Here is a 26,126-nt window from a genome sequence, read left to right on the forward strand (position 1 = left end):
CAGGATAGTGGCGCCCGCTGAGATGATCTCTGGAGGCAAGAATGAAAGCATCTATGTTTTATCGAATCTCTTCTGTTCTTCTGCTGCTATTTGCCGCCGGACATACGTATGGGTTTCGCCAGAATATTCCGGAATGGAGAGCGGACGCGGTTCTCGGTTTAATGCGTTCCGTCCACTTTGACGCGCAAGGGTTTACCCGGACGTATTGGGACTTCTTCAGCGCCTTCGGGCTTTTGTTCTCCGTGTTTCTGTTGTTTGCGGCGGTATTAGCATGGCTGCTAGGCGGACTTCCGGCAGAGACTTTGGCGCGCGTGCGGAGCATTGCGTGGGCGCTGGCCATTTGCTTTGTGGCCGTCACAGCTTTGAGCTGGCGATACGCCTTTACTACCCCTATCGTTTTCTCAGCCCTGATTACGGTGTGCTTGATTGCGGCGGCATGGCTTTCAGCGAAGCAGGTTTACGTGCCTCCGTTGCGATCATAAGGTGAGAGGATTCACACTGCACCTCTGCCAAAACTACCCGAAGATTGAATTTCGGGTAGCAACTCCGGTAGAGTTACTTGCCTCCCCCGAATAGGTCCAAGATTGGTCCCGAGTATCGCTATGAGTGCAAGCCGCGTTCTGATCGTTGATGGCGAAGAATCCCTGGCAAAGCTGATTGCGAACACGCTGGCTGAGGCCGGCCATGAGGTCACGCGAGTTGCATCCGGCGCAGAAGCGTTGGCTGTGCTCGGCTCCAGCGGCGAGTATGATTTGATGCTCAGCGAGCTGGCCATGCCGGGTATGGATGGCGTGGCGCTCCTGCAACACTGTAAAGAACGCTACCCTGACATGCCGGTGATCCTCTGCGCCGGCACCAATGACGCTTCCGTGGCACTGGACGCCATTCGCCGCGGGGCCTACGACTACCTGCTCAGGCCTTTCGAAGATGAACAACTCCTGGCGATTACCGGACGGGCGCTGGAATACCGCCGGCTCAAGCTGGACAATCGCGTCTACCAGTCGAATCTGGAATCGCTGGTTGCGGCGCGCACCCAGCAACTCCACGACGCCATGATTGACCTGGAGCGCTCCTATGACACGACGATTGAAATCGCCGCTGACTTGCAAGGTCTCAAGGACTCAGCTACCGGCGTCCATGCCCGCCGCGTGACGGCGTTCACCATTGCTCTGGGCCGCGCGCTGGGGCTGGACGGAGAAAAAATCCGCGTGGTAGCGCGCGCCGCCATCCTACATGACATCGGCATGATCGCCGTGCCGGACGCCATCATCCGCAAGCCCGGCCCGCTCTCTCCGGAAGAGGACCGGATTCAGCGCGAGCATTGCTTCCGCGGCTACCAAGTGCTCAAAAAGATCCCGTTTCTCACTGAGGCCGCCGAACTGGTTTACGCCCATGAGGAGCGCTATGACGGGACGGGCTTCCCCCGCGGCTTGAAAGGTGAGGCCATCCCCCAGGGCGCACGGATTTTCTCCGTGGCCCACGCCTTTGACGCCATCCTCACGGAGCGCCCTTACCGCGCGGCAAAGGGCCTGGCTGAAGCGCGCGTGGAAATCGCCCAACTGGCCGGCAAACAGTTTGATCCGGCAGTGGTCCGCGTTTTCCTGGACATGCCGGACAAGGTCTGGATGGAATTGCGCTCGGAAGTGGACAAGCAGGCTGTGCCTTCTTCCTGACTTCGCGCAGCGAAGCCCGGCGGTCTCCGAGATCGCGCATTGACTCCTCCCGCGAACGCCTGCTAAACTCAATGAATTCATAGCACTTATCCCACCAAGAAGGTTTCCACGTGCAAGGTTATACCCGCCGTCAATTGAAGACTGATAAGTTCGCTGAGACCGCGCAGGGCGCCGCCACCTGGGCCGCTGGGCACCAAAGTTCTGTCATCTGGGCCATCGGGCTGGTCGTGGTCGTGGCCCTGGCGTTCGCCGGATTCATGACCTGGCAGGGCCGCCAGACTGAACAGGGCAACTTGGCGCTGGCCGCCGCGCTGCGGACTTATGGCGCGCCTCTGCGGCCGGCAGGAGCAGCCGCAGTTGCCGGGGAAAAAAGCTATGCCACCGCGGCCGAGCGGGCCAAAGCTTCGCAAAAGGAATTGAAAGCCGTCGCTGACAAATTTACCTATACCGGCCCGGGCCGCATGGCCCGTTATCTGGGCGGCGTGGCCGCCATGCAGGCGGGCGACAACGCCACCGCCGAGCAGGAACTGAAGGCCGCCGCCGACCTGCGCGACAAGGAAATCGCCGCGCTGGCCAAGCTCTCTCTGGCATCGCTCTACCGGTCAACCAACCGCGCGGCCGATGCTTCCAAGGTTTACAAAGACCTGGCGGACCATCCTACGGACACGGTCCCCAAGACGCGCGCCCAACTGGAGCTGGCGGAAATGTATGAGACTTCCGCTCCCGACCAGGCGGCCGCCATTTACCAGCAGATACAGAAGGACAACCCCAAGAGCGTCGCGGCGCAGATCGCCGGTTCCAAGCTGAACGCCGGCAAGCAGCCGGGCGCCATGAACTTCTAACAACGCTCTGGACTTTGCGCCAGGGTGGCATAAAAGAGTAGGCTCTCTTTGTCCGCTTTTTCCTGAAGCGGCGAGTTTTCCGGCATTCTATTGCGACCGAGCGGCCGCGTATTCTTCCACCGAATTTCCGGACTTTCCTGGCCGAAGTCCATCGAGGAGCTCCCCATGAAATCTTTTCTTGCAGGTTTAGGTATTGGCATTGGAATCGGATTGCTTTTTGCCCCGTTGAGCGGCGAAGAGACCCGTGAGAGCCTGGCGGACCGCGCCGGCGACCTCGCCGGTTCCACCCGTGATCTGGTGGTGGAAGGACGCAAGCGCGTCCGCAACGCGGCCACCGCCCTGCGTACCCCAGCCGAAGCCACGGGCACGGAAGGTTTGGGGAATTCGTAAGCAACAGCGCCGGGGAATCCCGCTGGCGAACCTTGCGGAGATCACAACGAATCGCAGCGTAGAGACGTGGCACGGCCACGTCTCTTAATACCTATGCGCTCGAGCCATCCTTGACACTCCATCCGCCCGGCCTTTATCCTTAACACTGTCCCCAGCGTAACCTCTGCTAGGCATTCAAGATTCTGGAGTAGCCCTATGTTTATAAAAATAAAGGATCTTGAACTCCGGAAATTGGAATTTGACGAAAGCTTCCCTCCCGGCGCGATTGATTTTGGTGAGGACATCGTCCAAAAAGTCCCGCTGCAAGCGGCAGGACGGGCGGAGTTGATTCGCGAGCACCGCGGCGGCAAGAACGTGGTGGAGGACATCCGGATCGTCGCCAAGATTGCCACGGGCATCGAGGTGTATTGCGCACGTTGCCTGGAGCCGGTGAGTAATTCTGTCGCCGAGTTGTTCGATCTGATCTACCGTCCGTTGGGCATTGACGCCAAGGGCGAAGAGGCTTCCATCAGCTCGGCGGAGACGGAAATCGGGTACTATCAAGGTGAGGGCCTGCTGCTGGAAGACGTCCTGAAAGAGCAGGTTCTACTGGCCCTGCCGGTGAAGCAAGTCTGCAAGCCCGGCTGCAAGGGGCTTTGCCCGCAATGCGGGACGAACCTGAACCAGAGCAAGTGCGATTGCGTGGTCGCGGTGGCTGAGCCGCGCTGGGCCGCTCTGGAAGATATCCGCAAGAAGCTGGAGCGGTAAGACAAGAATTTTTGCGCAGCGGCCGCGGGTCGCGCGCCATGAAAGGTAACTGGATACAATGGCAAATCCTAAACGGCGGCACTCGCAAACGCGCACCTCGACGCGCCGCGCTCACGATCATCTGACGGCGGTGACGGTTTCCGAATGCCCCAACTGTCACGAACGCAAGCTGCCCCATCGCGTATGTCCTAAGTGTGGATATTACAAGGGCCGCGAAGTAGTGGAAGTCAAGGAAACCAAGTAAAATCGCACATTCAGTGGAAACGCTCATAGCTGTTGACGCCATGGGGTCTGACCGGGCCCCCAAGCCTGAAGTGGAAGGCTCTTTGCTGGCTGTGCAGCACTATCCCGGAGTGAGGGTGCTGCTGGTCGGGCCGGAAGCGCAGCTCAAACGCGAGCTGGCTGGACATCCCTCTGCCGCGCACTCGGCCATTGAAGTGGTCAACGCCACCCAGGTCATCACCATGCACGATAAGCCGGTGCAGGCGGTGCGGACCAAGAAAGATTCCAGCATCCACGTGGGCCTGCGCCTGGTGCGCGACAAAAAAGTCGTGGGCTTCGTCACCGCCGGCAACACCGGCGCCGCCATGACCGCCGCCAAGATGGTGCTGGGCGCGCTGCCCGGCGTGGACCGCCCGGCGCTGGCCAGCGTTTTCCCCACATCCATGGGCAAGCCTTCCATCCTGATTGATGTGGGCGCCAACGTGGATTCCAAGCCCCAGAACCTGGCCCAGTTCGCCATCATGGGCGAAATCTATTTTCGCGCCATCTTCGGCGCCGCCAAGCCCACTGTGGGTCTGCTCTCCGTGGGTGAAGAAGAAACCAAGGGCAACGACCTTACCCGCCATGCCCACGCGCTGCTCAAGGAGCTGCCGCTGAATTTTATCGGCAACGTGGAAGGCCGCGATCTCTACAACGGCCGCGTGGACGTGATCGTCTGCGACGGCTTTGCCGGCAACGTGGCCCTGAAGATTTCAGAAGGCCTGGTGGATGCCGTCCGCTACCTGCTGAAAGAGTCTTTGAATTCGACCATCACTTCACAGGTGGGCGCGTTGCTGGCGCGCAAAGCGTTCACCAACTTCGGACGCCGCCTGGACTATTCCGAATTTGGCGGCGCGCCGCTGCTGGGGATCAAAGGCGTGGCCATTGTCGGCCACGGCGCGTCCAACGCCAACGCCATCAAGAACGCCGTCCGCGTGGCCAAACAGTTTCACGAGTCCGGCATCAACCAGCGCATCGAGCAGGAAATCACCGCCGCCCGCGTGGAAGCCGCGGCCGCCCGCCTGGAAGAAAACGCATGAGTCTGCCCAACGTCGCTTTCCTCTTTCCTGGACAAGGTTCACAAGCCGCGGGGATGGGGAAGGAACTCGCCGCTCTGTATCCCGTCGCGCAAAAAACTTTTCAAGAAGCCGATGCCGCCCTGGGATTCAGCCTGTCGCAACTGTGCTTTGAAGGCCCTGACGACCGGCTGCGCATGACCGAGATCACCCAGCCGGCCATCTTGACGGTGAGCGTGGCCGCGGCGCGGGTCCTGGCCGAAAAGGGAATTACCCCGCAATTTGTCGCCGGGCACAGCCTGGGCGAATACTCCGCCCACGTAGTTGCCGGGACGCTGGATTTCGCTGACGCCGTGCGCACCGTGCGCAATCGCGGCAAGTACATGCAGGAAGCTGTCCCCGCGGGCAAGGGGGCGATGGCGGCCATCCTGGCCATGCCCATTGACCAGCTCCAGCAAGTCTGCGTGGACGCCGCGCAAGGCGAAGTGGTGCAGCCGGCCAACGTGAACTCGCCCGACCAGATCGTGATCTCCGGCGCAGTCGCGGCCGTGGCCCGTGCCGCCGAACTGGCCAAAGATCGCGGCGCCAAACGGGCCATCATGCTGGAGGTAAGCGCGCCTTTCCATTGCGCGCTCATGCAGCCCGCGCAGGACCGCCTGGCCAAAGACCTGCACGCGCTCAAGTTTGCCGATCCAAAGGTCGCCGTGGTCAGCAACATTGACGCCGAACCCAAGACTTCAGGCGACGCCTCGCGCGACGCTCTCATCCGCCAGGTCACCGGGACTGTCCAGTGGGTGGGCTGTGTGCAGAAGCTGATCGCCCTGGGCGCGAAGACGTTTGTCGAAGTCGGGCCCGGCAAGGTCCTCACCGGGCTGATGCGGTCCATTGACCGCGCGCAAACGGCGATGAACGTGGGCGACGAAGCATCACTCGCCAAAGCGATAAATTTCTTCGCTTCTCCTGCACAACAGTAGTACATTGGGCTGAAGCCGAGAGTTTGTTCCCATGAACCATCTTGCCCGCCTGCTGGTACTCCTAGCTGTATCTTCCCTTGCTGCTCAATCGCTGAAGAATGAAGACCTTGGTATTTCAATTACCAACAAGCCCCAGTTGTTTGTTGCCGAGATTCTTGACGTCAAAAAGATGGATTTGGCGAACAGGAAAGCTGTATTTCTCAATCGCGGAAGAGTCATGGAAAGAGTGAAACTCAGTCATGGCGGCGGCACGAGGATATACCGCTTCGACGATGGATTCTCTGAGAACACCGAAGTGAAGCTTGGCTGGCAGATGCCACTTGCTCGAGAACTCTGGCTGGCGTATTACGAATGGGGATGGTATATGGCAAGTTCGGCGCATTCAGGGGCAGTTCAGGTCTTTGAGCTGCGAGAGGGCAAGGTATTTATCATCCAGCAAATAGATTTTGATATGCATCATGGTGGTCATGCAGTGGGCGCATCCTTCGATCCAAAAAGGAAAATTCTGACCGTGCGGTCCGTCCCATTTGACTCGCCGAAGGGTCGCTGCTGCCCTATCTACATTAACACTGTCACCTTCCGCTGGGACGGACAGCGGTTCGTCCGCATCAGCGCCAAGCGAGCCCCAATTTCCAAACAAGACTAAGCGGCCAAGCCGCATTTTGCTCCCGTTCAACCTTCTCCACAGAGCTGCTGTTTGTTCCTGAGATCCGGCGTCCTTCACAAAGCCGTATTTCCCGCGTCCATGTTGTTAGGAGCGGACATCAAGGCCATCATATGCTGAATATCAAAGGCTTCTTTGCGGACGCGCTGATCGTAGTAAACAAGCGTTAGGGCGCTGGCGCTCACCGGGCCAAACAGGATTTCTCCGACCGCGGTGCTGATCTGGCTTAGCGCCTGTGGCGCGAACGTTGCCGCAACATGGAATACCTTGGAACTCAGGGCGGTCACGCCCGCATCCAGCGCGAATGACATACCGGCGGCAAAGATCGTTGTGAGAAAGTAGACGACGATGACCCGGCCAACGGAATCGCTGGTCAACGATGAGCTTCGTTTCAAGGACTCATTTCCCGTGATGTTTTCAAGGACTACGGCGGGAACCGCAATTCCATACACTCCCGCCCAATAAATCCCGGGCACGATGCACAGCATGGCGCCAAAGCCAACGATTAGGCCAACCACAAAAGAGACGTACAGCACTCTGAGGGCCTTGGCCCACACGCGCGCAAAGCAGGCAACCATGCTGGTGGGCCGGTCGAGATAGACATCGGAGACGCCAAAAGTTGTGGCTGCCGTTACGATCGCGCCCGCGAACATGGAAGCAACCAGCGTGCCCACAATACCGAGCCCGGTCACGAATGTTTCCAGTTTTTGGTCGCCAGCGGCAGGAAGCGTCACGACAAGCTGCAGCAGCAGCAGGACAAGATTCGGAACCGCGCTGATGCCGATGAACAGCAGGAAGTTCCGCCGGTAGATGTTAAACGTCTCATCGAGCAGCTTGCCTAGCGACAGCGGAAGCAGTGTATGGGTCATGATTCCTCGTTCAGAAGCCTTGCGGTAATCAAATCGCGATATTCTACCCGAAGCAGGCCGCGTGCCTTGCCCCTCAGGTCCGGCATCCGGTCCGCGGACATGTTGATTCTTGTTTCGTTTTGGTTCTTGAGTCCTTATAATTCCGGGCATCGTATAGGGCTTCCCCCGCCTGACGACTCACAAAGATTCCAAAGAGACCTAGGAGATCCAGACATGAAGACAATTGCTAAATTAGTGGCCGTTTGCCTGTTGCTGGGCTCGCTGAGCTTCGCGCAAGGTGGCGTGTCCGCGGGCAAGACCGACGACACCAAGAAGACAGCCTCCTCCAAGGGAAAAGGTAAGACCACAACCAAAGTTGCAAGCAAAGGCGGCGACAAGGACAAAGGGAAGCGCACAGCCACCGCCACCAGCAAGGGCAAAGGCAAGACGATCGAAACGAGCAAGGGCAAAGGCAAAGGCGCCAGCACAAGCAAGGGAAAAGGAAAGGGTACGGGCACGACCAAGAAGGGTGGGGACGACAAGGGCGGCAAGAAGTAACCGTCGCGAAGTCTCCTTGGTCGGCTACATTTTGGCGCCGAGCTTGAAGACCTTGAGGCGGGCGTCGCCCATGCTATGGCCCGCCGCGTGGCTGGAACTCATCCACATGGGTGAGCTGCGTTCGGTGCCCGTCGGCGCTCAGATCCTCCCCTCTTTCCGCGACGGTTTTTCTACCGTTCAATCCCCAAAACAGCCCCTCAGGTGCGGTATGCGGCCAATCATCTTATTTAGTTCAGTTTTGGCCATTAAATCTCTATAATTCCACGGCATTCGGACAGGGCCTCCCCGGCCCTTAATCACAAAGAGTCACAAGAGACCAAAGGAGATCTAGGAGACATGAAGACTATTGCTAAGTTAATGGCCCTCTGCCTGTTGCTCGGCACTCTGGCATTTGCCCAGACTACTGGCGACAAGGACAAGAAGGGTGGCGAAACCAAGACTGCTGCCGCCGGAAAGAAGAAAACCACGGCCAAGAAGGGCGCGAAGAAGGCAGCCACGGCCGAGAGCGGCAAAAAAGCCACAGCTGACAGCGGCAAAAAGGCCACCAAGAAGGGCGCGAAAAAAGGCGCCACGAAGAAAGCTGCAGGAGCCGACGACAAAAAGGGTGGCGACGACAAGGGCGGCAAGAAATAAGCATTCCTCACTCCATCCGGGGAATCTGCCGGTTTCCTGGTTTGCTGGACCAACACCAACTCGGATCCGCGCCTGATTTTCGTCGCTTCAAGGTTCTGTGAAGCCGGGCGCGGAGAGAGTCTCTCCGCCATACTGTCCGTTCACTTGCATTCACTTTCGCGCGCATCTTGCGCGGCGGGAGAAGTGCGCCTGCGTCCTCTTATCCTGGACCATGGCAGCGCACCTGCCAGATATCCGGCGACGTGGTGATGGTGTGCGACCTCTTTTCCACCCACAAAAGTGTCGGGGTCGTGCGGCGATTGAGCGTTACCACCAGGATCACACCGCTGGCCGACCCAAAACCTTTGGTCGGCGGCTCCGTGGCACAGTCCACTTGATGGCTGGTTATGGTCCCAAAATCACTGGAAGGGCCCCAATCCAGAGTGAATTGCGAGAGCGTGTACTGGTTGTACTTCTCCGGATGCTGTTTCCAATCTGGATCAGCATTGTACAAACCGTAGGCCGCGTCCAGATCTTTGCGCTCGATGGCGGCAAAGAACTTGTTGGCGACGCCCCATTCCCGTATGTAACGGAACCGGCCACTGGGCCAGAACCACAAGATCAAAAATACGATCACCAGTACCACGGCGATCCCCACCAGTCGCCAGCGCCGCTGCGCTGGCCGCGGGTCATACTCTTTTGCGTCCAACAGTCCCATAAGAACCGCCTCTACAAAGTGCGTTTGAACAACAGAGTGGAGAGCGAGAACGTAACAATTGCGAACCCACTAAGATACAGCAGGTCCGGCCAGATTGCAGCCAGTCCCACGCCTTTGAGCAACACTGCCTTGAACCCGTGCACCGAATATGAGAACGGGTCCACCCGGGCGATCCACTGCAACCATTCAGGAAAAGCCTGAATGGGATAGATGGCGCCGCTGGGGAAGTAAAGCAACGTATTCAGGATGCCGAACATGGCGCGCGGCACCAGCGGGTCGTTTACCCGGACCATCATCAAGAACATCATGGCGATGAACGCGAAGGACGTGCACGCGATCAGCAAGAGCAGCCAGAGCAGATTGGCGGGCTGAAAAGTGCCTCCCACGCCGGCAATCAGCGAGCCAATGATCGTGAGCACCACTCCCGCGCCCATGGCTTTCATGGCGCCGGCCACGTTCAGGCCGGCCACCAACTCCATTTTGGTGATGGGCGTGACCAGATAGCCTTCGTGCACGCCGCGGGCCTTATCGTCAATGTACACAATGCCGCCGCCGATCATCACGCTCACGAACATGGCCAGCGTGATCGAACCCGGCAACAGATACTTCATGTACTCGATGTAGGGGTAGAGTTCCACCACCTGCAGCGCCACTTGCTGCACCACGCGCGGCTGGAAGTCCGGCTGGTTGAGCGCCCCAACGAGTTCCGTCATGCTCTGCTCAAAGGTGGCAGTCATGAAGTTGTCGGTGTTGTCCAGCACCAGGCCCACGCGGGGTCGCGCGTGCTCGTAAACGTCACGCGAGAACTGCGGCGGAATCACCAGCCCGGCGTTGAGGTCGCCCTTGCGCACGTCCGCGACCATCTGCTTTTCGTCGGTATAAAGGATGGTCTGGAAAGTCCGGGCATTGCTCTGCACCGCGCGCAGCGCTTCAATCACCCGGATGGCCTGCGGGCCGCGGTCCTGGTTCACAATGCCCAGCTTGGCGTCGCGAATCTTGCCGCCGAAGGCGTTGCCCAGCACGATCAATTGCACCAGGGGAAAGACCATGGCGGCCATCATCAGGGCAGGCGAGCGGAAGAACTTGCGCAGATCGCGCTCCACAATGGCCATCATGCGTTCAGTCTGAAAGAACGCCATGTTTCACTTCCCCCAGGCCACGGGCGACTGGTAGAGCGGCGCGTCAGCCAGTTGGTCGCGCAACTGGCGGCCAGTGTAGTGGACGAACACGTCATCCAATGTGGTGGACTGCACCGTGAGTGATTTCACTTCCACCTTGGCGCGGACCGCGGTTTCCACCAGCGCGGTGGTGGTGCGCGGGCCGTCGTCGGTGAGGATGCGGTACATGCTGGCGCCTTCCGGCTGTACGGAATTGACGCCCGCCAACTGCGACAGCTCGCCCTGCCAGTCTTCAGGAGCGTTCAGGAACTGCGCTTCAATCACGCTGGAGCCGGGAATGCTGGCCTTGAGCGCGCGCAGAGAATCCAGCGCCACCAGCTTGCCGTGGTCCACAATGGCGATGCGGTCGCAGAGGCGGTCGGCTTCATCCATGTAATGCGTGGTGATCAGGACGGTCAGGTTGCGTTTCTGTTTGATGGCGCCAATCATCTCCCACACCGCCACGCGCGACACCGGGTCCAGGCCGGTGGTGGGCTCGTCAAGAAAGAAGATGCGCGGCCGGTGCACCAGCCCGCGCGCGATCTCCAGCCGCCGCCGCATGCCTCCGGAAAGATTGCGCGCCGGCGCGTCGCGCCATTGCGTCAGGTCCACCAGTTCCAGCAGTTCATCAATGGATTGTTTCCGGACGGCCGCCGGAATCCCGTACAGTTTGGAATAAATGCTCAGGTTTTCCCACACCGTGAGGTCGCCATCGCTGGTCATGGCCTGGGGAATCACGCCGATGGAGCGCCGCGCTTTGTCCGGGTCTTTGCTCACGTCAAATCCTTCAACAAACGCCGAGCCGCTGGTGATATCCAGCAGCGTGGTCATCATGCGGATGAGCGTGGATTTGCCCGCGCCGTTTGGTCCCAGCAGCCCAAAGATTTCGCCTTCCGCCACGTCGAAAGAGACACCGTCCACCGCCGTGAAGTTTCCGTAGCGTTTGACAATGTCCACCACGCGGATGGCCTTCACGTCCTCCATCAGGAGCCCCCGACTTTCGACTTCGGGACCAGCACTTCCGCGGTCATGCCCGGAACCAGGTTCTTCTTGCTGTTGTCCACGCTGAGCTTCAGGGCGATGGTTTTGATGTCGCGCTTGCGGCGGCTCACGTCGCGCTGCGTGGCGAAGTCGGCTTCCGGAGCCTTGTAAATCACCTTGCCGGACACGATGTCACCGGAAGGAAGGCGCACGTTGAGCTGGTCGCCGATGGCAATGTGCACGGATTCGGTCTCGGGGACCGCCGCGCGCACCCAGGTATCGCTCAAGTCGGTGATGATCACGATGGGCTGGCCCAGCGTGACCACTTCGCCTTCACGCGCCGCGCGGATGGTGACCGTGCCGTTCACCGGCGAAACCACCTTGGTGTATCCCAGCCGGGCCTCAGCGGCTTCCAGCTGCGCCTGCGCGTTGAGCTGCTGTGCCCGGGTCGAAGCCGCCGTGCTCTGCGCTGCATTGGCCAGGAGCGTGTGTGCCCGCGCGGTCTCCAGGTCAGCCTTGGCGGCGTTCAACTGGTCCTCCACCGCGCGGACCAATGCCTGCTGGGCCTTCAACTGGGCCTGTGCGTCGTCAGCTTGCTGTTGCGGGGCCACTCCTTGTGCGGCAAGTGTCACCGATCGCTTAGTGTCACTCTCGATGCGGACCAGATCGGCTTGCGCCTGGGCCAGCGTGGCTTGCGCGGCGCGCAACCGGGCCTGGGCGTTGACTACGCCGCTGGAAGTTTCACCCGCAGTCTGGTCTTTGGTGGCGCGCGTTTGCGCTACCTGGTGGCGCAAGCTGGCCAACTGGGCCTGCGCGGCCTGGCGGTCCGCAGTCAATTCCTCCGCGTCCAGTACGGCAACGGTCTGTCCGGCTGTTACTTCCGTGCCTTCATCCACGGCCAGGCGCGCGATGCGGCCGGCCATCTTGGGACTGACCACCACCTGGTTGGCGTCCACTGTGCCGACCAGCACCAGGTCAGAAGAATGGTCCGCGGCGAAAAAGTAGTAGATGGCCGCGGCCACCAGCAGCAGGCCGAGGACGGCGAAGAATTTGTTGCGCGCGCTCACTGCGGCTTGCCTTTCTCTTTGGCGGAGGCCGAACCCGTCGCGGGTGCGAACAGGGCGGACGAAACAAAATCCAGCACCGCGATGCGCCGCGCCGCGATCCGCTCCGGTGACGCCGGGTCGCCCGCGCGCATCACTTGCTGCGCGGGAATGCTGATGAAGTAGAACACGATGGTCCCCAAGATGGACGTGAGCGTCTGCACCGGATCAACCTTGCGGAAGTCCGCGGACTTGATGCCGTCGCGGATCAGGTCTTCCAGCTTCTGATAGATCGGTTTGCCGTAGCGTTCCAGGATGCGGCTGGCCACGGGAGAGAGCGTCCGTCCGGCGGAGCGCATGAATTCGCGCTGGACCAGCCTTGGATACACCGAGTGGCTGGCGATGTAATCGAAATGCGCTTCCACGTATTGCAGGAGCTTGGCGCGCGGCGGCAGATCGTCGCGATTCAAAATGGCCATCACCCGCTGGTGCAGCCCGCTGAAAACCTGCTCCAGCGCAGCGGCGTACAGGCCTTCCTTATCTTTGAAGTAGTAGTAGAGCAGGGCTTTGTTCACGCCGGCGCGGCGGGCGATCTGGTCAGTGCGGGCGCCGGCGGCGCCTTCATGCGAAAACTCTTCCAGCGCGGCCTTGAGGATGGCGGCGCGCGTCTTTTCCGGTTCGCCACGCGAGCCGGACCGGCGAGATTTGGCGAGAGAAACCATTTAATTAACTGGTTATTTAATTATCGGATAGTCGCCCGCTCTTGCGCAAATCGAAACTCGTGAGACCGATCTTTAACGGCTCGGCCACTTGATCAATTCGGCGGGATCGGCTTCCAGAAGCTGAGCTGAAATGCTGGCGAAGCTGGAGGCAGGACGGCCGGTCCGGGAGATCGCCGCGGACTCGTCAGTACCAGGCATACCGCGCAGGAAGCCATGCCACATCACAACTTCGTATTCCCCAACGCGGCAGGAACCACGAAATAAGATTCGTCGCTGTTTCTTGTGGATGAATTCAACTGGCGCCTCGGAAAACCTAAACTCTGGGTCTGCCTTAGTGAAGAGCTTAGACGCCTCTTGCAGTAAGTCAAACGGAGTGCGGGCCTCGAAGTTGTCGCCCAGGTGTACTGTGGTAACGGCTCCCACGGCCGCCACCAGTTCGCCATGACGCACAATCGAGAGTCCCAGCCCGGCGCAAGCGGTGCGGCTCATATGCAGATCGTCGCCTGGCTGGAGCCGGGAGGTAAAGCCACTATCAACATGGAACGATATTGCAGAAATGGTCGCGCCTTCCGGGTTTAAGGCGGTGAGAGTTAAGCGGCTTCGCATGGTCGAAGGGCACCGCGGTCCCGGGTTTGGAGTCAGCCCGGCGTCTGTGATTCGCAAGCGAGGTGAATAGCCGACCAGTCGCCGATCTGCGAGTTCGTTGCCCTTGCGCTCTATCGGATGGCTCAGTCGCACCATCCATTCTGACGAGCTGTCTTCCGGATGTTCAGGGACAGTAGTGACGTAAGCAAAGGTCCCGCAAGGAGGCATCATGTGAAACCGTTCCTTCACCGCACATCAGGCGTCGTAAGGTACTCTGAAAACAATAAACGAATTGCGGGCCGGAATTCCTGTGAAACTTTATGTTCTGGCTTGCTTGAGCGGTTTCCGACAACGGTCCTGCGCTTCACTGCGACCCTGATTGGGATGTGAATAAAGCCAATTTGCTAAAATACCTAGTTTGCCTGCCTGATCCACGCCAACAGTGGTTCGCGCTAGCTTTTGTTCGAGCTGAACCAAGGACCCGAATGTCTGACACCATGCTTGCCGTAGTGAAACCGGAGGCCGCGCCGGGAGCCGACATCCGCCAGATGCCCATCCCGCAATTTGGCCCGGACGACGTCCTGGTGAAAGTGAAAGTGGCCTCCGTCTGCGGCACGGACCTGCACATTTACAACTGGGACCAGTGGGCGCAGAACCGCATCAAGCCGCCGCTGATTCCCGGGCACGAATTTTGCGGGCACGTGGTGGCCCGGGGCAAGAACGTGACGGCGGTGAAGGAAGGCGACTTTGTCTCCGCGGAAATGCATGTGGCCTGCGGCAAGTGCTACCAGTGCCGCACCGGCGAAGCCCACATCTGCCAGCACGTGAAGATCATTGGCGTGGACGCCAACGGCGCCTTCGCCGAATTTGTGGTCATCCCTGAATCCAACATCTGGCAGATTGACCCCGCCGTTCCCGCCGACTACGCCAGCGTGCTTGACCCGCTGGGCAACGCCTTCCACACCGTGCTGGCCGGCGATATCGCCACCAAGACGGTGGCGGTGATTGGCTGCGGGCCGATTGGGCTGTTTGCCATCGCCGTCTCGCGCGCCTGCGGCGCCAGCGAAGTCTTTGCACTGGAGATCAACGAGCATCGCCGCAAGCTGGCGGAGAAGATGAAGGCGGACATCGTGCTCAATCCGGCCAAAGACGACGTCTACCAGCGCGTGATGGACGTGACCGGCCACACCGGCGTGGACGTGGTGCTGGAAATGTCCGGCCACCCCGACGCCATCCGCCTGGGCTTCAAGATCCTGCGGCTGGGCGGGCGCGTTTCGCTGCTGGGGATTCCTTCGCGCCCCATGGAACTGAATCTGTCAGAAGACATCATCTTCAAAGGCGCGCGCGTGCAGGGCATCAACGGGCGGCTGATGTACAAGACCTGGTACCAGATGAACGCCATGCTCAAGGCCCACAAGCTGGACCTGGATCCGGTAATCACCGACCGCATGGCGCTCGCCGACTTCAGCAAAGGCATGGACCGGCTGAAGAGCGGCGAAGCCAGCAAGATTTTGCTGTATCCGAATGGAGTGAGCAGCAAATAGCAAATAGCAGTTGGCAATTGGCTAAAGACCTTGAAACACGGAGGAAAGGAGTAAGCGGAGGAAGAGTTGAAGGTAGCAGGGATTCGAGCGACCTCCGGTTCCTCCGTTCCTCTGTGTTTCAAAGGTGTTTGTTTGGCCGCGCGGGGATGTTTCAGGGCTGAATGCTGATTGCTGAGTGCTGACTGCTCATCGCAACTGATCAAGATCGAATGGAGTCGAGTATGCCGACCACAACATCCTCCCGTCCACAATTGTCGTATCTCGCCGACCAGATGAACGAGCTCAAGCAGAAGGGCACGCACTTCAAGCTGCGCGTTCTGGAAGACGCGCAAGCGCCGGAGTGCACGGTGGACGGCAAGCACGTCATCAACCTGGCGTCAAACAATTATCTGGGCCTGACCACGCATCCCAAGCTGCGCGAAGCGGCGCTGGCGGCCATCAAAAAGTTCGGCGTGGGTTCGGGCGCAGTGCGGACGGTGAGCGGCACCATGAGCATCCACATGGAACTGGAAGAGAAGATCGCTCGCTTCAAAGGCACCGAAGCCTGCGTGGTCTTTCAGTCCGGCTTTGCCGCCAACGCGGGCACGGTTTCGGCCATCCTGGGCCCTGACGATTTCATCATTTCTGACGCGCTGAATCACGCCAGCATCATTGACGGCGCGCGCCTCTCCCGCGCCAAGATCAAGGTCTTCCGCCACAAAGATGTCGCGCATGCGGAAGAGCTGCTCAAGGAAGTTGCCGGCGAACCCGGCCACAAGCTGATCATCACCGACGGCGTCTTTTCCATGGACGGCGACATTGGCCCGCTGCCCGCGCTGTGCGACCTGGCGGACAAATACGGCGCCATCATGATGATTGATGACGCGCACTCCTCCGGCGTGCTGGGCCGCAACGGGCGCGGCACGGTGGACCACTTCGGCGTGCACGGGCGCGTGGACGTGCAGGTGGGGACGCTCTCCAAGGCCATCGGCGCGCTGGGCGGCTACGTCTGCGGATCGAAAGACCTGATTGATTTTCTTTATCACCGCGCGCGGCCGTTCTTGTTTTCCACTTCGCACCCGCCGTCAGTGGCCGCCACTTGCATCGCGGCGTTCGACGTGCTGGAGAGCGAGCCCGAGTTGATGGACAAACTTTGGGCCAACACCCGTTTCTTCAAGAAAGAACTGGGACTGCTGGGCTTCAACATCGGCGGCGGGAACACTCCGGCCAGCGAGACGCCCATCACGCCGGTCATCGTGGGCGAAGGCAAACTGGCAATGGACTTCAGCCGCGAACTGTTCAACGAAGGCGTGTTCGTTCCCGGCATTGCGTTCCCCACCGTGGCGGAAGGCAAAGCCCGCCTGCGGACCATCATGACCGCTACGCACACCAAAGACCAGCTGACCAAAGCGCTGGAGGTGCTGAAGAAGGTGGGGACGAGGATGGGGATTATCTCGTAAGCCTTGCTTATTGTCCCTCGCTACGCTCGGGATTTCAGAAAGAGATTCAAGCCTAACGACGGAACTCGAACGACATGCTGCTCTCCACCTCAGCCGGCTGATCGAGGATCAAGTATGGTCGGAAAGTGTAGCCTCGCATCGCGTCAAGCACGGCCTTATGAAGCTCCTTGGGGCCATCTAGTACTTCAGCTTGGATCACGCGCCCGTCTTTCCCCACGACGAACTTTACATTGAGCTTGCCATTCGCATGCGCTGGGGGAAGCAGTCGCCCCTCGGAGATGAGGTACTCGTCCATCAGCACGTCGGAGGGTATGACAATCCGCCCACCGAGAGGGCCGGTGCTCCCTGGTGGCGGCGCGAACAGAGATTCCTCAGGATTCGCAATTGTTTCCAGCAGCTCAATATGAATTTTGGTGGAGGCCTTTCCTCCGTGCGTGACGGTAATATCGCGGGCCACCTCACGGCCCTGGAACAGAACGAAAGAGTTATAGGTAGTTTCGTCCCACCCCCGTCCGCGGGTATAACGAAGCCTAAGGGTGCCAGGGTCAAAGCAAAACTTAGGCAGGCCGTTGTCGGAGATGATCATGTCAGTCCGGCGGATGATCACGCACGGGAGCTTGTTGGCCCCGATCTGCCAATCAATTTTGTCGAGACGTGTATTGCGATGTGCGGAATTTGCACGATACAGAGGTCGTAACGCTTCGCTCTCCAATCTGTACCCAATCCAGCGCTGGTCGCCGCTGCGATAGAGCCCTGAGTCGTTGGCGACATCTGTCTGGTTTAGCTTGTCTCCGGTGTGAATTCGCTTGTATCTTTTGGCGCCAGCGTAGAATTCCTCATAGGCCCCGCTTTCCACGTTGTCACCATCGTCGTCAAATCGATCATAAGCGAGCTTGACGTGCCAGGGCGTGGCTGAAGGAACGTCCACACCGTTCGTCGTGGTCGCCAATCGCAGGATTTCAGCCGGGTCCTTTGGGACCGGTGTGACCTCAGCACTGGCCTGCGCCACTGCAGACGATTTCGCGACCGCAGGCTCAGGAGTGTTCGCACCGATTTGGCTTTGCCCTGGCGTCAGGGCCACACCGAAAAGCAAAACGGCAATCGCAATCATTCGACCCTTCTTGTGCATGTCAATTCGAGCGGAACTTCACCACTCCACCCACCACCATCGCGACAACTTTCCCCTGCAACTGCCAGCCGTCGAACGGAGAGTTCTTTGACTTGGAGTGCGACGCAGCCGCGTGGTAGGTCCACTTTTTGGCGGCGTCGAAGATGGTGACATCAGCGTGGGCGCCGCGGGCCAGGGAGCCGCGCAACTGCAAACCCATGACGCGCGCGGGATTCGTCGAAAGCAACTCCACAATGCGGCGCAGCGGCAGCTTGTGCTTGACGCCCAGGATCGCGATGCACAGGCCCAGCGCCGTCTCCAGGCCGGTGATGCCGAAGGGCGCGCGGTCAAACTCCTGGTTTTTTTCGTCGAAGGAGTGCGGCGCGTGGTCGGTGGCGATGCAATCCACTGAGCCGTCGGCCAGCCCAACCAGTAGGGCCTCGCGGTCAGCGTGCGAGCGCAACGGCGGGTTCATCTTGAAGTTGGTGTTGTAGTCGCCCACGTTTTCATCCACCAGCGCAAAGTGGTGCGGAGTGACCTCGCAGGTAACGTTATGGCGGTCGCGCTTGGCGCGGCGCACGGCCTTGAGCGCGCCCGCGGTGGAAAGATGGGCGACGTGGTAATGCGCTTTGGTTTCCGCCGCCAGGCGACAATCGCGTTCCACCAGGCCGCTCTCGGCTTCGCTGGGCCAGCCACGCAGGCCCAGGCGAAAAGCTGTTGGGCCGGAGTTCATCATTGCGCCGTCCGTCATGCGCGTGTCTTCCGCGTGCTGGATCACTGGGATCCCCAGCTTCCCCGCGCCCAGAAACGCCTGGCGCATAATGGCTTCATTCAGAATTGGTTTGCCGTCATCGGTCACGGCCACGGCGCCGGCCTTGCGCAGCGCGGCAAAGTCGGTCATCTGCTGGCCCTTGCTGCCCAGCGTTGCGGCGGCGATGGGAAAGAGGTTGACGTGCGGGTTTCGCGCCGGATCGAGAATCCAGCGGGTGACGTCAGCGTTGTCATTCACCGGCGAAGTGTTCGGCATGCAGCAGACGGACGCAAACCCGCCCGCAGCGGCCGCCAGGGTTCCGCTGGCGATGGTCTCTTTGTGCGTCTGGCCGGGCTCGCGCAAGTGGACGTGAATGTCAATGAATCCGGGGCAGACGATCATGCCGCGGGCGTCAAGGTTCTCGTCGCCCTTGCCCCGCAGCTTGCCTGCCTGGGCAATCTCGGCGACGCGGCCGTCCTTGAGCAAAAGATCATACTTGCCTTCGAGCTTCTGCGAAGGGTCAATGACTAAACCGCCACGAATTGTGAGACTCTCAGGCCTCATGAAAAACCTTTAGCCGCAGAGGGAGCAGCTAGCAAATGGCAATTAGCAATTGGCAAAACCAAATCTCGCGAGGTTCTGTGTGAAGCTCTGGCTAATTGCCAGTTGCTAATCGCTAGTTGCTTGTTCACGCTACCCCCAGGCAGATGCTCAGGATCGCCATTCTCACGTACACACCGTTCTGCACTTGTTCTTCGATCACCGATTGCGGTCCGTCGGCGACTTCGCTTTGGATCTCCATCCCGCGGACCATCGGTCCGGGATGCATGACGATGGCGTCAGGCTTGGCCAGCTTCAGGCGTTCCGGCGTGAGCTGGTACTGCGCCACGTAGCGTGCGGCGTTGAGCTTCAACCCGGCGAGCCGCTCCTTTTGCATGCGCAGCATCATGACCACGTCGGCTTTGCGGACAGCTTCTTCCACGTGGCGGCTGATCTTTATTTCGGGAGCAAGGGAGACGGCAGTCTCCGGCAGCAGCTCCGGCGGGCCACACAACACCACCTGCGCGCCAAATTTGGAGAGCAGATGCACGTTGGAACGGACCACGCGGCTGTGCTGGATATCGCCGATCATCGCCACCTTCAGGCCTTTCAATGCCTTCTTGTGGCGCAGCATGGTGTAGGCGTCCAGCAGTCCTTGCGAAGGATGCTCATGCATGCCGTCACCGGCGTTGATGATGGGAATGTGCAGGTTCCGCGCCAGCACGTTCGGCGCGCCTGACGATGGATGCCGCACCACGATGCAATCGGCGCCCAGCGCCTGCAAGGTCTTGCCGGTGTCCACCAGCGACTCGCCTTTCTTGATGCTGGAGGACTCGGCGTTAATGACGGAAGTATGCGTGCCCAGCAGCTTGGCGGCGAATTCAAACGAAACGCGCGTGCGCGTGGAGGCTTCATAAAAAAGAAGCGCAATGCGCTTGCCCCGCAGCAGAGGCTGGGGACGGCGCGAATGCATCTTTCGCGCCAGCTTGAGAAATCTTGTGATGTCGTCCGCTGCGAGGTGTTCCAGTCCGAGAAGGGAGCAGGTGCGTGCCATGCCGGCTATGCCGTACGCTCCACCAGCATGACCTGTTCTTCCTTATCAATTTCGGTCAGCCGCACTTCGATGATTTCCTTATCGCTGGTTTGCACGGTGCGGCCGACAAAGGCCGCTTCAATGGGCAGCTCGCGATGGCCGCGGTCAATCAGCACGCAGAGCTGCACGCGGCGCGGACGCCCGTGGTCAAACAGCGCGTCCATGGCGGCGCGGATGGTGCGTCCGGTGTACAGCACGTCGTCCACCAGGATCACGTTCTTGCCGCCAATCTCCACGCCCAGCGGCGTCTTCTGGATCACCGGGCTGTGTCCCACGGTGGAGAGGTCATCGCGATACAGCGTGATGTCCAGCGTCCCAATCCCCGCCGGCTTTTTTTCAATCTGCTCAATGAGCTTGCCCAGGCGCGCGGCCAGAGGCACGCCGCGCCGCTTGATGCCGATCAGCGTCAGGTCCTGGACGCCGTTGTTTTTTTCCACGATCTCATGGGCCAGGCGGACCAGGGTGCGCTCAATTTCTGAGGCGGACATAATGCGCCCTTTTTCGCGCAGGTTAGGCAGACGGGTTGAAGTTCCGGCGGTCATGTCCACCGCATGATATCTGAAGCGGGCATGTGGCGACAAACAAGAGGCTTTTTTTCGCAAAAAGAAGGTGCTATGGCGAACAAAACACAAAAAGTGTCCGATTCAGAACAGGCGCACGCAACGCTGCCGGCAACGTAATGTTTTTTCACTGAAGAAAAAGCCCCGGAACAAAAAACGCCGGGGCCTCAGCAAACTTGCTCGGTCTTCAAGCTGGGAAGCGCTTACATGGTGTCACTGTCTTCGCCGCGGGCGCGGACGTACACCAGGGCGAACTCTGATCCGTTGCCGCTGGGCTTTACCGCCATCACGCGCTGGTTGTTCTCCGTGCCGACTTTCAATTCCTGCTTGTAATGATCGCCGGAGCCGCCGCCGTCGTCGCAACTGACCGGGGCGTCACTATCATGGCGCCGGAAATTCATGGAAATCTTGCCGGTGCAATCCAGCACCTTGCCGTAGCGCGCCATGTCTTTGCGGTAGAAATCCACGACTTTCTCCGGAGGATCACTGGACTCAAACTTCAGCACCACCACCTTCACGCCAAAAAGCGAGCTGGAGATATTTACGTTGGCGCTATCCGTCTCCTCCTTGTCCATGCCCTTCTTGAGCTGCGCGCCGGGATAGTCCGCGAAGCCGGCGTCCTTGGCGCTCATGCTGCCCTTGTGCACTTTGATCGAGCCGAATGGCGTGCGGATATCAACGTCTTTGGTCGGTTCTCCCTGGGAAGAGTTGTCTTTGTGGGCGCTGACGGAGCAGCCTGTGACCAAGACCAGAGCAAGAAAGCCGGTGAGTGCATGTCGCAAACGAAGATCGCGCATCATTGAATTCTCCAATCCAATCTTCTTCAATCCCAAGCCGCCGCGCGCAGCTGGCTGCCCCCGGACGTCAGGGGCTTCCGAGCGGACGGGCTCCTGTTTATACATACGCACTGGCCCCGAAAAAGTTCTCACAAATCTTTTTCTCACAACTCTTTTGTTCGCAAATCTTGGTGACCGGTCGGCGCTTTGGCCCGCCGCTCTTAGCCCAACGGCTGGTAGTAGCTCTCCCCGGCACAGGCGCGGCACAGAATCTTGTCTTGGCGGCGGACCTCGCGGCGAAAGTTGATGCCTTCCCCGCACTGCGAGCAGACGATGCGTTCCCCCTTGTAGCCGGGAAACTCCTCCGCCGGAAGCTCCACCCGCACCGCTTCGGCGTGGAACATCTGATCGTCCGACATTTCGCGGTAGGCCAGCATCTGCTGCTGGTTCTTGTCGGCGATTTCCGGATGCATGCTCCTGGCCAGCGCTTTCGACGACTCGCGCGCGGCCACGCGGACGGCCTTGCCGGTCTCCACGTCCACGAAGGTCGCGGCCATTTTGCCCCAGTCGCGAAACTTGAGTGCTCGCTTGCCCAGGCGGCATCCGGTCACCACCATCACCGCGTCGGTGGCGCAGCGGTCAATCTCCACAAAGGTGACGATGCGTTTGCGGTCCTTGCCCTGGGGGTCTTCCAGGCCAATCTGCCGCAGCCCGAACATGGCCAGGCGGACGCCCAGCACCTGGCCGGCGCAAAGATGGCCGTGCGCGACAGCAGCGTCTTGCAGGTATTCGTCGAGTGTTTTCATTGCGGATCTTCTCTATTCCGGGCCTTCTTCGTCTCCGGCGTCCGGTTGCAACTCCGCGCTGCGCGCATGCACGGCAAAACTGGTCTTCTCCGTTCCGTTGGTAAAGGTCACGCGAGCGGGTTTTCGTTCCCAGGCTGGAGCGGCGCAGGCTTCGCCGGAAAATTCTTTCTTCAGGACCGGCTTGCGCGAACCGATTTGCGCGATCACCATGTACCGCTTGCCGCCGTCGTCGGACGCGCCACAGTACGCCGCGTAATCACGATACCAGCTAGCTTCCGAAACCTCCGTATCAAAAGCCGGAAGGTTCAACTGGACCACGCGCCCGGTGGCGCGGTCCACGCTCAGCCATCCGCCCAGACGCCAGACCCATTGCGGTTTCTTCGCGTCGCTGGGGAGAGAATCGTTCACGCGAAACGCCCGGCGCACCACGAAGACGCGGTCGGTGACGTCATGCAGCGGCCCGGTAGCGAACTCGCGCATGCGTCCGTCCATGATCAGCGCGCGGACTTTCACCTCCCGCGGCGGCCCGGACTCTGACGCGATTTCCACCGAACGCCATGCTCCGAAAGCGACCACATGCGGGCGCGGCGCGGCCAAGGCGCTGAGCGCACAGAGGGCCGTAACCAACAATCCGCCACGGAACGCAATCGGCATAGGAATCCTGCAATTATAGGGCTTCAAGATAAACTGCCTTTATTAAGGTCGGCGAATGCCGGCTCCCAGCGCCCTGGATATTCGTTAAGATTACCGCCTGAATGTGCATAGATTATTCAGCAAAATCGATGGCGAATAGCATTAATAGCAAGTCTTAAAGAAGCGGCTTTGAATTTGCCCCGAGATTGCCTACCATAGAACTAACCCCAAGATTTTCCAGCGACTGGCATCCACCACCGAACATTTTGACAGCCAGCCGTATCTAAACATCTGTGCATGTGAAGAATCATCACGACCAGCATCCGGAGCACGCGTTGCGCGATGCAACCCAGGACGTGGCTGCGTCTTCTCAAGTGGTGATGGCCCACCTCCCGGAACAAACGCGGCTGGAGTATATGTCGCTGAAGCCGCGCAAGCCAAAAATCCTGGTGGTGGACGACAAGCTGGACACTCTTCTCCTGCTGCAGGAACTGCTGGCCGGCAAAGACTACCAAGTCATCACCGCCGAAGAAGCCGACCAAGCCAAGGAACTGGTCCATTCGGAAAAACCGGACCTGATCCTGCTGGACGTGGTGATGCCCGGCAAATCCGGCTTGGACCTTTGCCGCGAACTGAAAGAAGATCCCATCACCCGGCTGATTCCCGTGGTGATGATCACCGGGCTTACTGACCGCGACGATCGCGTGCGCGGCATAGAAGCCGGCGCCGACGAGTTCCTCAGCAAGCCGCTGTATCCGGAAGAGCTGTTCGCGCGCGTCAAGTCCCTGCTCAAACTCAAAGAGTTTACTGACGAGCTGGAGAACGCCGAGTCCGTCCTGGTGGCGCTGGCCCTGGGCGTGGAATCGCGCGACCCCTACACCGGCAACCACTGCGAGCGCCTGGCGAAATACGCTTCCGACCTGGGAGAACACATCGGCCTGGACGCCGACAGCGTGCTGGCCCTCAAACGCGGCGGCTATCTGCATGACCTGGGCAAAGTCGCCATCCCCGATGAGATCCTCAAGAAACACACCTGCCTGACTGCGGAAGAATGGGACATCGTGCGGCAGCATCCGGTGATCGGTGAAGCCATCTGCGCGCCGCTGCGGTCGTTCCGCAGCGTGCTGCCCATCATCCGCCATCATCATGAGCACTGGGACGGCACCGGCTACCCGGACAAACTCAAAGAATATGAAATCCCGTTGCTGGCGCGCGTGCTGCAGGTGGTGGACGTCTACGACGCTCTGCGCACCGCCCGCCCTTACAAACCGGCGCTCACCCACGAAGAAGCCGAACAGACCATGACCGAAGGCGCGGCCAGCGGCCTTTGGGACCCGGTCCTGGTACCGGAATTTTTTGCCATGCTGAGAAAGAAGGAGCAGGCAGCGTAAGTCTTTGCGCGCATCTTTCATTCGGGATTCCCCGTTGTTGTTGCTGCATATTTACGACGTACCCCTAGCTTTGTCATCCTGAGCGAAGCGACGCTGCGCAGCGTGGCGGCGCGTAGTCGAAGGACCCCGAGAATCTGCCCCCGACCATGCCGTCCCAGGGCGTTTTCACGAAGCACTTCGTTCCAAACCTGAAGAGTAAAAAGTTCATGGTGAAAATGCTCTGAAGCTGCCTCGCGGAAGATAAGCATCCTCGAGATGCAGCAAGGCCCCTCGGCTGCGCTCGGGATTTCGGCTGGCGGCTCAGACGCCGCCAACACGCCTCAACTTCGACTTGCTCTCGACTCGCTCCGCTCGTCTCGAGCGGCCTTCAGCATGACATACCCGGAGGTTGCAGTTGGATTCAAACCAATTTGTGCTGAAAAATTGTGATGTCCTTGACGCGTGCCTGTCTGTGATGCGTTCTCCCCGATAAAGTTGGCGATCCCGCGAGCTTTGGTATAGTTACCTCTCTGACTCCTACTCAACCCCAATTCAGCATCGTGGTGCCTGCGTACAACGAAAGCGCGCGCATCGGCGCCAGTCTAAAAAAAATCGTCGAACACCTGCGCCAGCAGAGCTGGAACGCCGAGGTCATCGTGGTGGACGACGGCTCGCGCGACGACACTCTGCAAATCGTTAACCGCTTTGCCGCGGAGAACCCGGAAGTCCGCGTGGTCCAGAATCCCGGCAACCAGGGCAAAGGCTACGCCGTTCGCAACGGCATGATGAACGCGCGCGGCCAGGTGCTGCTGTTTACGGACGCCGATCTGTCGTCGCCCATCACGGAAGCGGCCAAGCTGTTTGCGGCGCTCGCAGCAGGCGCGGACGTGGCCATCGGCTCGCGCTGGCTCGATCCTTCGCTGCAATTCCAGAGGCAATCGCTCAAGCGGCAGGCGCTGTCGCGGATGTATAACCTGTTCCTGCGTGTGGTGCTGTGGTTCCCTTATCGCGACACGCAATGCGGCTTCAAGGCCTTCACCCGCCGCGCCGCGTACATGATCTTTCCCCTGCAGCTCGTCACCCGCTGGGGATTTGATCCGGAGATTCTCTATCTGGCCCATCGCATGAAACTCAAAGTGGCCGAAGTGCCGGTGGCCTGGGGGCACGATGAACGGTCGAAAATCCATCCTCTGCGTGACGGGATGCGCATGGGGCTGGATGCGCTGCGCGTACGCTGGTACGCGATGAGCGGCAGGTACCGGGCAGAAAGCGAGCAATCTTCTGCGCCGCCTCGCGGGCTCACCGCCGTGGGCGTCTTTCTGTTCTTCGGCGCCACCATGGCTGCGCTTGCCGGAAGTACGCTGGCCTGGCCGGGAACTCCGCTGGACAAAATGTGGAGGTTGAACCACGAAGCCTATCGCCAACTTGCGCCGCTGGGCAGATGGATCGGCGTGGGCTTCCTGCTGCTGAGCGCGGCGCTGGCCGCGGCCGGAGCAGGCTGGTTTCGTCGCAAACTCTGGGGATACTGGCTCGCGGTCATCATTATCATCACGCAAGTGTTGGGCGATCTGTTCAACTTCTTTCGCGGCGACTACCTGCGCGGCGGAACAGGATTCGTCATCGCCGGAGCGCTGCTGCTTTATCTCCTGCGAGCCAAGGTGAAAGCGGAGTTTGCCGCCGGCGCGAAACCCAGCGTCGGCTAACCATTGGCTGGT

Annotated in this window: 29 protein-coding genes; 15 read left to right on the forward strand and 14 right to left on the reverse strand. The window is 59.9% G+C overall.

Annotated features, from left to right (window positions below; all coding sequences use genetic code 11):
* The first annotated feature begins 41 nt into the window (after window positions 1-41).
* The 9 genes from LAO20_04185 (at window position 42) to LAO20_04225 (ending at window position 6,549) form a co-directional block, all read left to right on the forward strand.
* Window positions 42-482, forward strand: a complete 441-nt coding sequence (locus tag LAO20_04185) for a hypothetical protein (protein MBZ5530608.1) — start codon at window positions 42-44, stop codon at window positions 480-482.
* 120 nt (window positions 483-602) lie between these two features.
* Complete coding sequence (locus LAO20_04190; protein MBZ5530609.1) at window positions 603-1,673, forward strand: response regulator; 1,071 nt, start codon at window positions 603-605, stop codon at window positions 1,671-1,673.
* A gap of 134 nt (window positions 1,674-1,807) precedes the next feature.
* Window positions 1,808-2,515: a tetratricopeptide repeat protein gene (locus LAO20_04195; GenBank protein MBZ5530610.1), complete on the forward strand. Its 708-nt coding sequence runs from the start codon at window positions 1,808-1,810 to the stop codon at window positions 2,513-2,515.
* A 165-nt stretch (window positions 2,516-2,680) separates the two neighbouring features.
* Entirely contained in the window at window positions 2,681-2,905 is a 225-nt protein-coding gene (locus LAO20_04200) for a YtxH domain-containing protein (protein ID MBZ5530611.1), read from the forward strand.
* A 195-nt stretch (window positions 2,906-3,100) separates the two neighbouring features.
* Window positions 3,101-3,652 carry a DUF177 domain-containing protein gene (locus LAO20_04205; protein MBZ5530612.1) on the forward strand — a complete coding sequence of 184 codons (552 nt, stop codon included), beginning with the start codon at window positions 3,101-3,103 and terminating at the stop codon, window positions 3,650-3,652.
* Between the two features lie 58 nt (window positions 3,653-3,710).
* Window positions 3,711-3,896, forward strand: a complete 186-nt coding sequence (gene rpmF / locus LAO20_04210) for a 50S ribosomal protein L32 (protein ID MBZ5530613.1) — start codon at window positions 3,711-3,713, stop codon at window positions 3,894-3,896.
* Window positions 3,897-3,909: 13 nt separating this feature from the next.
* Window positions 3,910-4,953 carry a phosphate acyltransferase PlsX gene (plsX, locus tag LAO20_04215; protein ID MBZ5530614.1) on the forward strand — a complete coding sequence of 348 codons (1,044 nt, stop codon included), beginning with the start codon at window positions 3,910-3,912 and terminating at the stop codon, window positions 4,951-4,953.
* Window positions 4,954-4,955: 2 nt separating this feature from the next.
* Window positions 4,956-5,903, forward strand: coding sequence for an ACP S-malonyltransferase (gene fabD / locus LAO20_04220; protein ID MBZ5530615.1), 948 nt, complete (start codon window positions 4,956-4,958; stop codon window positions 5,901-5,903).
* Window positions 5,904-5,934: 31 nt separating this feature from the next.
* Window positions 5,935-6,549 carry an LppP/LprE family lipoprotein gene (locus LAO20_04225; protein MBZ5530616.1) on the forward strand — a complete coding sequence of 205 codons (615 nt, stop codon included), beginning with the start codon at window positions 5,935-5,937 and terminating at the stop codon, window positions 6,547-6,549.
* Between the two features lie 74 nt (window positions 6,550-6,623).
* Here LAO20_04225 and LAO20_04230 read toward each other — a convergent pair whose 3' ends face one another.
* The gene (locus LAO20_04230) at window positions 6,624-7,436 is read right to left on the reverse strand and encodes a hypothetical protein (GenBank protein ID MBZ5530617.1); all 813 of its coding nucleotides are present in this window, start codon (window positions 7,434-7,436) and stop codon (window positions 6,624-6,626) included.
* A gap of 213 nt (window positions 7,437-7,649) precedes the next feature.
* Between LAO20_04230 and LAO20_04235 the strand changes: the two genes are divergently transcribed.
* Window positions 7,650-7,973, forward strand: coding sequence for a hypothetical protein (locus LAO20_04235; GenBank protein MBZ5530618.1), 324 nt, complete (start codon window positions 7,650-7,652; stop codon window positions 7,971-7,973).
* Between the two features lie 336 nt (window positions 7,974-8,309).
* Window positions 8,310-8,606, forward strand: a complete 297-nt coding sequence (locus LAO20_04240) for a hypothetical protein (GenBank protein MBZ5530619.1) — start codon at window positions 8,310-8,312, stop codon at window positions 8,604-8,606.
* A gap of 199 nt (window positions 8,607-8,805) precedes the next feature.
* Here the strand turns inward: LAO20_04240 and LAO20_04245 are convergent, their stop codons facing one another.
* The 6 genes from LAO20_04245 to LAO20_04270 all read right to left on the reverse strand — a co-directional run bounded on the left by LAO20_04245 (window position 8,806) and on the right by LAO20_04270 (window position 14,022).
* Window positions 8,806-9,303 carry a hypothetical protein gene (locus LAO20_04245; protein MBZ5530620.1) on the reverse strand — a complete coding sequence of 166 codons (498 nt, stop codon included), beginning with the start codon at window positions 9,301-9,303 and terminating at the stop codon, window positions 8,806-8,808.
* 11 nt (window positions 9,304-9,314) lie between these two features.
* Window positions 9,315-10,442 carry an ABC transporter permease gene (locus LAO20_04250; GenBank protein ID MBZ5530621.1) on the reverse strand — a complete coding sequence of 376 codons (1,128 nt, stop codon included), beginning with the start codon at window positions 10,440-10,442 and terminating at the stop codon, window positions 9,315-9,317.
* A 3-nt stretch (window positions 10,443-10,445) separates the two neighbouring features.
* Window positions 10,446-11,444 (reverse strand): ATP-binding cassette domain-containing protein, encoded by a 999-nt coding sequence (locus LAO20_04255; GenBank protein MBZ5530622.1) that lies wholly within the window; start codon window positions 11,442-11,444, stop codon window positions 10,446-10,448.
* Window positions 11,444-12,508 carry an efflux RND transporter periplasmic adaptor subunit gene (locus tag LAO20_04260; protein MBZ5530623.1) on the reverse strand — a complete coding sequence of 355 codons (1,065 nt, stop codon included), beginning with the start codon at window positions 12,506-12,508 and terminating at the stop codon, window positions 11,444-11,446. Before LAO20_04260 ends, LAO20_04255 begins: the two co-directional genes overlap by 1 nt.
* Window positions 12,505-13,206, reverse strand: coding sequence for a TetR/AcrR family transcriptional regulator (locus LAO20_04265; protein MBZ5530624.1), 702 nt, complete (start codon window positions 13,204-13,206; stop codon window positions 12,505-12,507). Before LAO20_04265 ends, LAO20_04260 begins: the two co-directional genes overlap by 4 nt.
* Before the next feature lie 72 nt (window positions 13,207-13,278).
* The gene (locus LAO20_04270) at window positions 13,279-14,022 is read right to left on the reverse strand and encodes a hypothetical protein (GenBank protein MBZ5530625.1); all 744 of its coding nucleotides are present in this window, start codon (window positions 14,020-14,022) and stop codon (window positions 13,279-13,281) included.
* Between the two features lie 254 nt (window positions 14,023-14,276).
* Here LAO20_04270 and tdh point away from each other — a divergent pair, with 254 nt between their 5' ends.
* Entirely contained in the window at window positions 14,277-15,335 is a 1,059-nt protein-coding gene (gene tdh, locus LAO20_04275; protein ID MBZ5530626.1) for an L-threonine 3-dehydrogenase, read from the forward strand.
* A gap of 221 nt (window positions 15,336-15,556) precedes the next feature.
* Entirely contained in the window at window positions 15,557-16,774 is a 1,218-nt protein-coding gene (locus LAO20_04280) for a glycine C-acetyltransferase (protein MBZ5530627.1), read from the forward strand.
* A 52-nt stretch (window positions 16,775-16,826) separates the two neighbouring features.
* Here LAO20_04280 and LAO20_04285 read toward each other — a convergent pair whose 3' ends face one another.
* The 7 genes from LAO20_04285 to LAO20_04315 form a co-directional block, all read right to left on the reverse strand.
* On the reverse strand, window positions 16,827-17,885 hold the full coding sequence (locus LAO20_04285; protein MBZ5530628.1) for an energy transducer TonB: 1,059 nt from the start codon (window positions 17,883-17,885) through the stop codon (window positions 16,827-16,829).
* 19 nt (window positions 17,886-17,904) lie between these two features.
* Window positions 17,905-19,197, reverse strand: coding sequence for a dihydroorotase (locus LAO20_04290; GenBank protein ID MBZ5530629.1), 1,293 nt, complete (start codon window positions 19,195-19,197; stop codon window positions 17,905-17,907).
* 124 nt (window positions 19,198-19,321) lie between these two features.
* Window positions 19,322-20,227, reverse strand: coding sequence for an aspartate carbamoyltransferase catalytic subunit (locus tag LAO20_04295; protein ID MBZ5530630.1), 906 nt, complete (start codon window positions 20,225-20,227; stop codon window positions 19,322-19,324).
* Window positions 20,228-20,232: 5 nt separating this feature from the next.
* On the reverse strand, window positions 20,233-20,754 hold the full coding sequence (gene pyrR, locus LAO20_04300) for a bifunctional pyr operon transcriptional regulator/uracil phosphoribosyltransferase PyrR (protein ID MBZ5530631.1): 522 nt from the start codon (window positions 20,752-20,754) through the stop codon (window positions 20,233-20,235).
* 275 nt (window positions 20,755-21,029) lie between these two features.
* A complete protein-coding gene (locus LAO20_04305; protein ID MBZ5530632.1) occupies window positions 21,030-21,626 on the reverse strand; it encodes a hypothetical protein in 597 nt (198 codons plus the stop codon).
* 197 nt (window positions 21,627-21,823) lie between these two features.
* Window positions 21,824-22,408: a TraR/DksA C4-type zinc finger protein gene (locus LAO20_04310; protein MBZ5530633.1), complete on the reverse strand. Its 585-nt coding sequence runs from the start codon at window positions 22,406-22,408 to the stop codon at window positions 21,824-21,826.
* Window positions 22,409-22,420: 12 nt separating this feature from the next.
* A complete protein-coding gene (locus LAO20_04315) occupies window positions 22,421-23,062 on the reverse strand; it encodes a hypothetical protein (GenBank protein ID MBZ5530634.1) in 642 nt (213 codons plus the stop codon).
* A gap of 395 nt (window positions 23,063-23,457) precedes the next feature.
* On the opposite strand from LAO20_04315, the gene LAO20_04320 reads away from it, so the two are divergent.
* Window positions 23,458-24,432, forward strand: coding sequence for a response regulator (locus LAO20_04320; GenBank protein MBZ5530635.1), 975 nt, complete (start codon window positions 23,458-23,460; stop codon window positions 24,430-24,432).
* Between the two features lie 509 nt (window positions 24,433-24,941).
* Window positions 24,942-26,114, forward strand: coding sequence for a glycosyltransferase family 2 protein (locus LAO20_04325; GenBank protein ID MBZ5530636.1), 1,173 nt, complete (start codon window positions 24,942-24,944; stop codon window positions 26,112-26,114).
* Window positions 26,115-26,126 lie beyond the last annotated feature (12 nt).

This window comes from Terriglobia bacterium (assembly GCA_020072815.1).
Classification (GTDB): domain Bacteria; phylum Acidobacteriota; class Terriglobia; order Terriglobales; family Acidobacteriaceae; genus Angelobacter.

Coding starts and splice junctions, on each gene's coding strand:
- LAO20_04240 (MBZ5530619.1), top strand. CDS start 8,310: ATGAAGACTATTGCTAAGTTAATGGCCCTCTGCCTGTTGCTCGGCACT.
- LAO20_04310 (MBZ5530633.1), bottom strand. CDS start 22,408: ATGAAAACACTCGACGAATACCTGCAAGACGCTGCTGTCGCGCACGGC.
- LAO20_04295 (MBZ5530630.1), bottom strand. CDS start 20,227: ATGGCACGCACCTGCTCCCTTCTCGGACTGGAACACCTCGCAGCGGAC.
- LAO20_04230 (MBZ5530617.1), bottom strand. CDS start 7,436: ATGACCCATACACTGCTTCCGCTGTCGCTAGGCAAGCTGCTCGATGAG.
- LAO20_04315 (MBZ5530634.1), bottom strand. CDS start 23,062: ATGCCGATTGCGTTCCGTGGCGGATTGTTGGTTACGGCCCTCTGTGCG.
- LAO20_04290 (MBZ5530629.1), bottom strand. CDS start 19,197: ATGAGGCCTGAGAGTCTCACAATTCGTGGCGGTTTAGTCATTGACCCT.
- LAO20_04185 (MBZ5530608.1), top strand. CDS start 42: ATGAAAGCATCTATGTTTTATCGAATCTCTTCTGTTCTTCTGCTGCTA.
- LAO20_04320 (MBZ5530635.1), top strand. CDS start 23,458: ATGTCGCTGAAGCCGCGCAAGCCAAAAATCCTGGTGGTGGACGACAAG.
- LAO20_04245 (MBZ5530620.1), bottom strand. CDS start 9,303: ATGGGACTGTTGGACGCAAAAGAGTATGACCCGCGGCCAGCGCAGCGG.
- tdh (MBZ5530626.1), top strand. CDS start 14,277: ATGTCTGACACCATGCTTGCCGTAGTGAAACCGGAGGCCGCGCCGGGA.
- LAO20_04190 (MBZ5530609.1), top strand. CDS start 603: ATGAGTGCAAGCCGCGTTCTGATCGTTGATGGCGAAGAATCCCTGGCA.
- LAO20_04235 (MBZ5530618.1), top strand. CDS start 7,650: ATGAAGACAATTGCTAAATTAGTGGCCGTTTGCCTGTTGCTGGGCTCG.
- rpmF (MBZ5530613.1), top strand. CDS start 3,711: ATGGCAAATCCTAAACGGCGGCACTCGCAAACGCGCACCTCGACGCGC.
- LAO20_04285 (MBZ5530628.1), bottom strand. CDS start 17,885: ATGATTGCGATTGCCGTTTTGCTTTTCGGTGTGGCCCTGACGCCAGGG.
- LAO20_04255 (MBZ5530622.1), bottom strand. CDS start 11,444: ATGGAGGACGTGAAGGCCATCCGCGTGGTGGACATTGTCAAACGCTAC.
- LAO20_04225 (MBZ5530616.1), top strand. CDS start 5,935: ATGAACCATCTTGCCCGCCTGCTGGTACTCCTAGCTGTATCTTCCCTT.
- LAO20_04205 (MBZ5530612.1), top strand. CDS start 3,101: ATGTTTATAAAAATAAAGGATCTTGAACTCCGGAAATTGGAATTTGAC.
- LAO20_04270 (MBZ5530625.1), bottom strand. CDS start 14,022: ATGATGCCTCCTTGCGGGACCTTTGCTTACGTCACTACTGTCCCTGAA.
- pyrR (MBZ5530631.1), bottom strand. CDS start 20,754: ATGTCCGCCTCAGAAATTGAGCGCACCCTGGTCCGCCTGGCCCATGAG.
- LAO20_04200 (MBZ5530611.1), top strand. CDS start 2,681: ATGAAATCTTTTCTTGCAGGTTTAGGTATTGGCATTGGAATCGGATTG.
- LAO20_04265 (MBZ5530624.1), bottom strand. CDS start 13,206: ATGGTTTCTCTCGCCAAATCTCGCCGGTCCGGCTCGCGTGGCGAACCG.
- LAO20_04280 (MBZ5530627.1), top strand. CDS start 15,557: ATGCCGACCACAACATCCTCCCGTCCACAATTGTCGTATCTCGCCGAC.
- LAO20_04305 (MBZ5530632.1), bottom strand. CDS start 21,626: ATGATGCGCGATCTTCGTTTGCGACATGCACTCACCGGCTTTCTTGCT.
- LAO20_04250 (MBZ5530621.1), bottom strand. CDS start 10,442: ATGGCGTTCTTTCAGACTGAACGCATGATGGCCATTGTGGAGCGCGAT.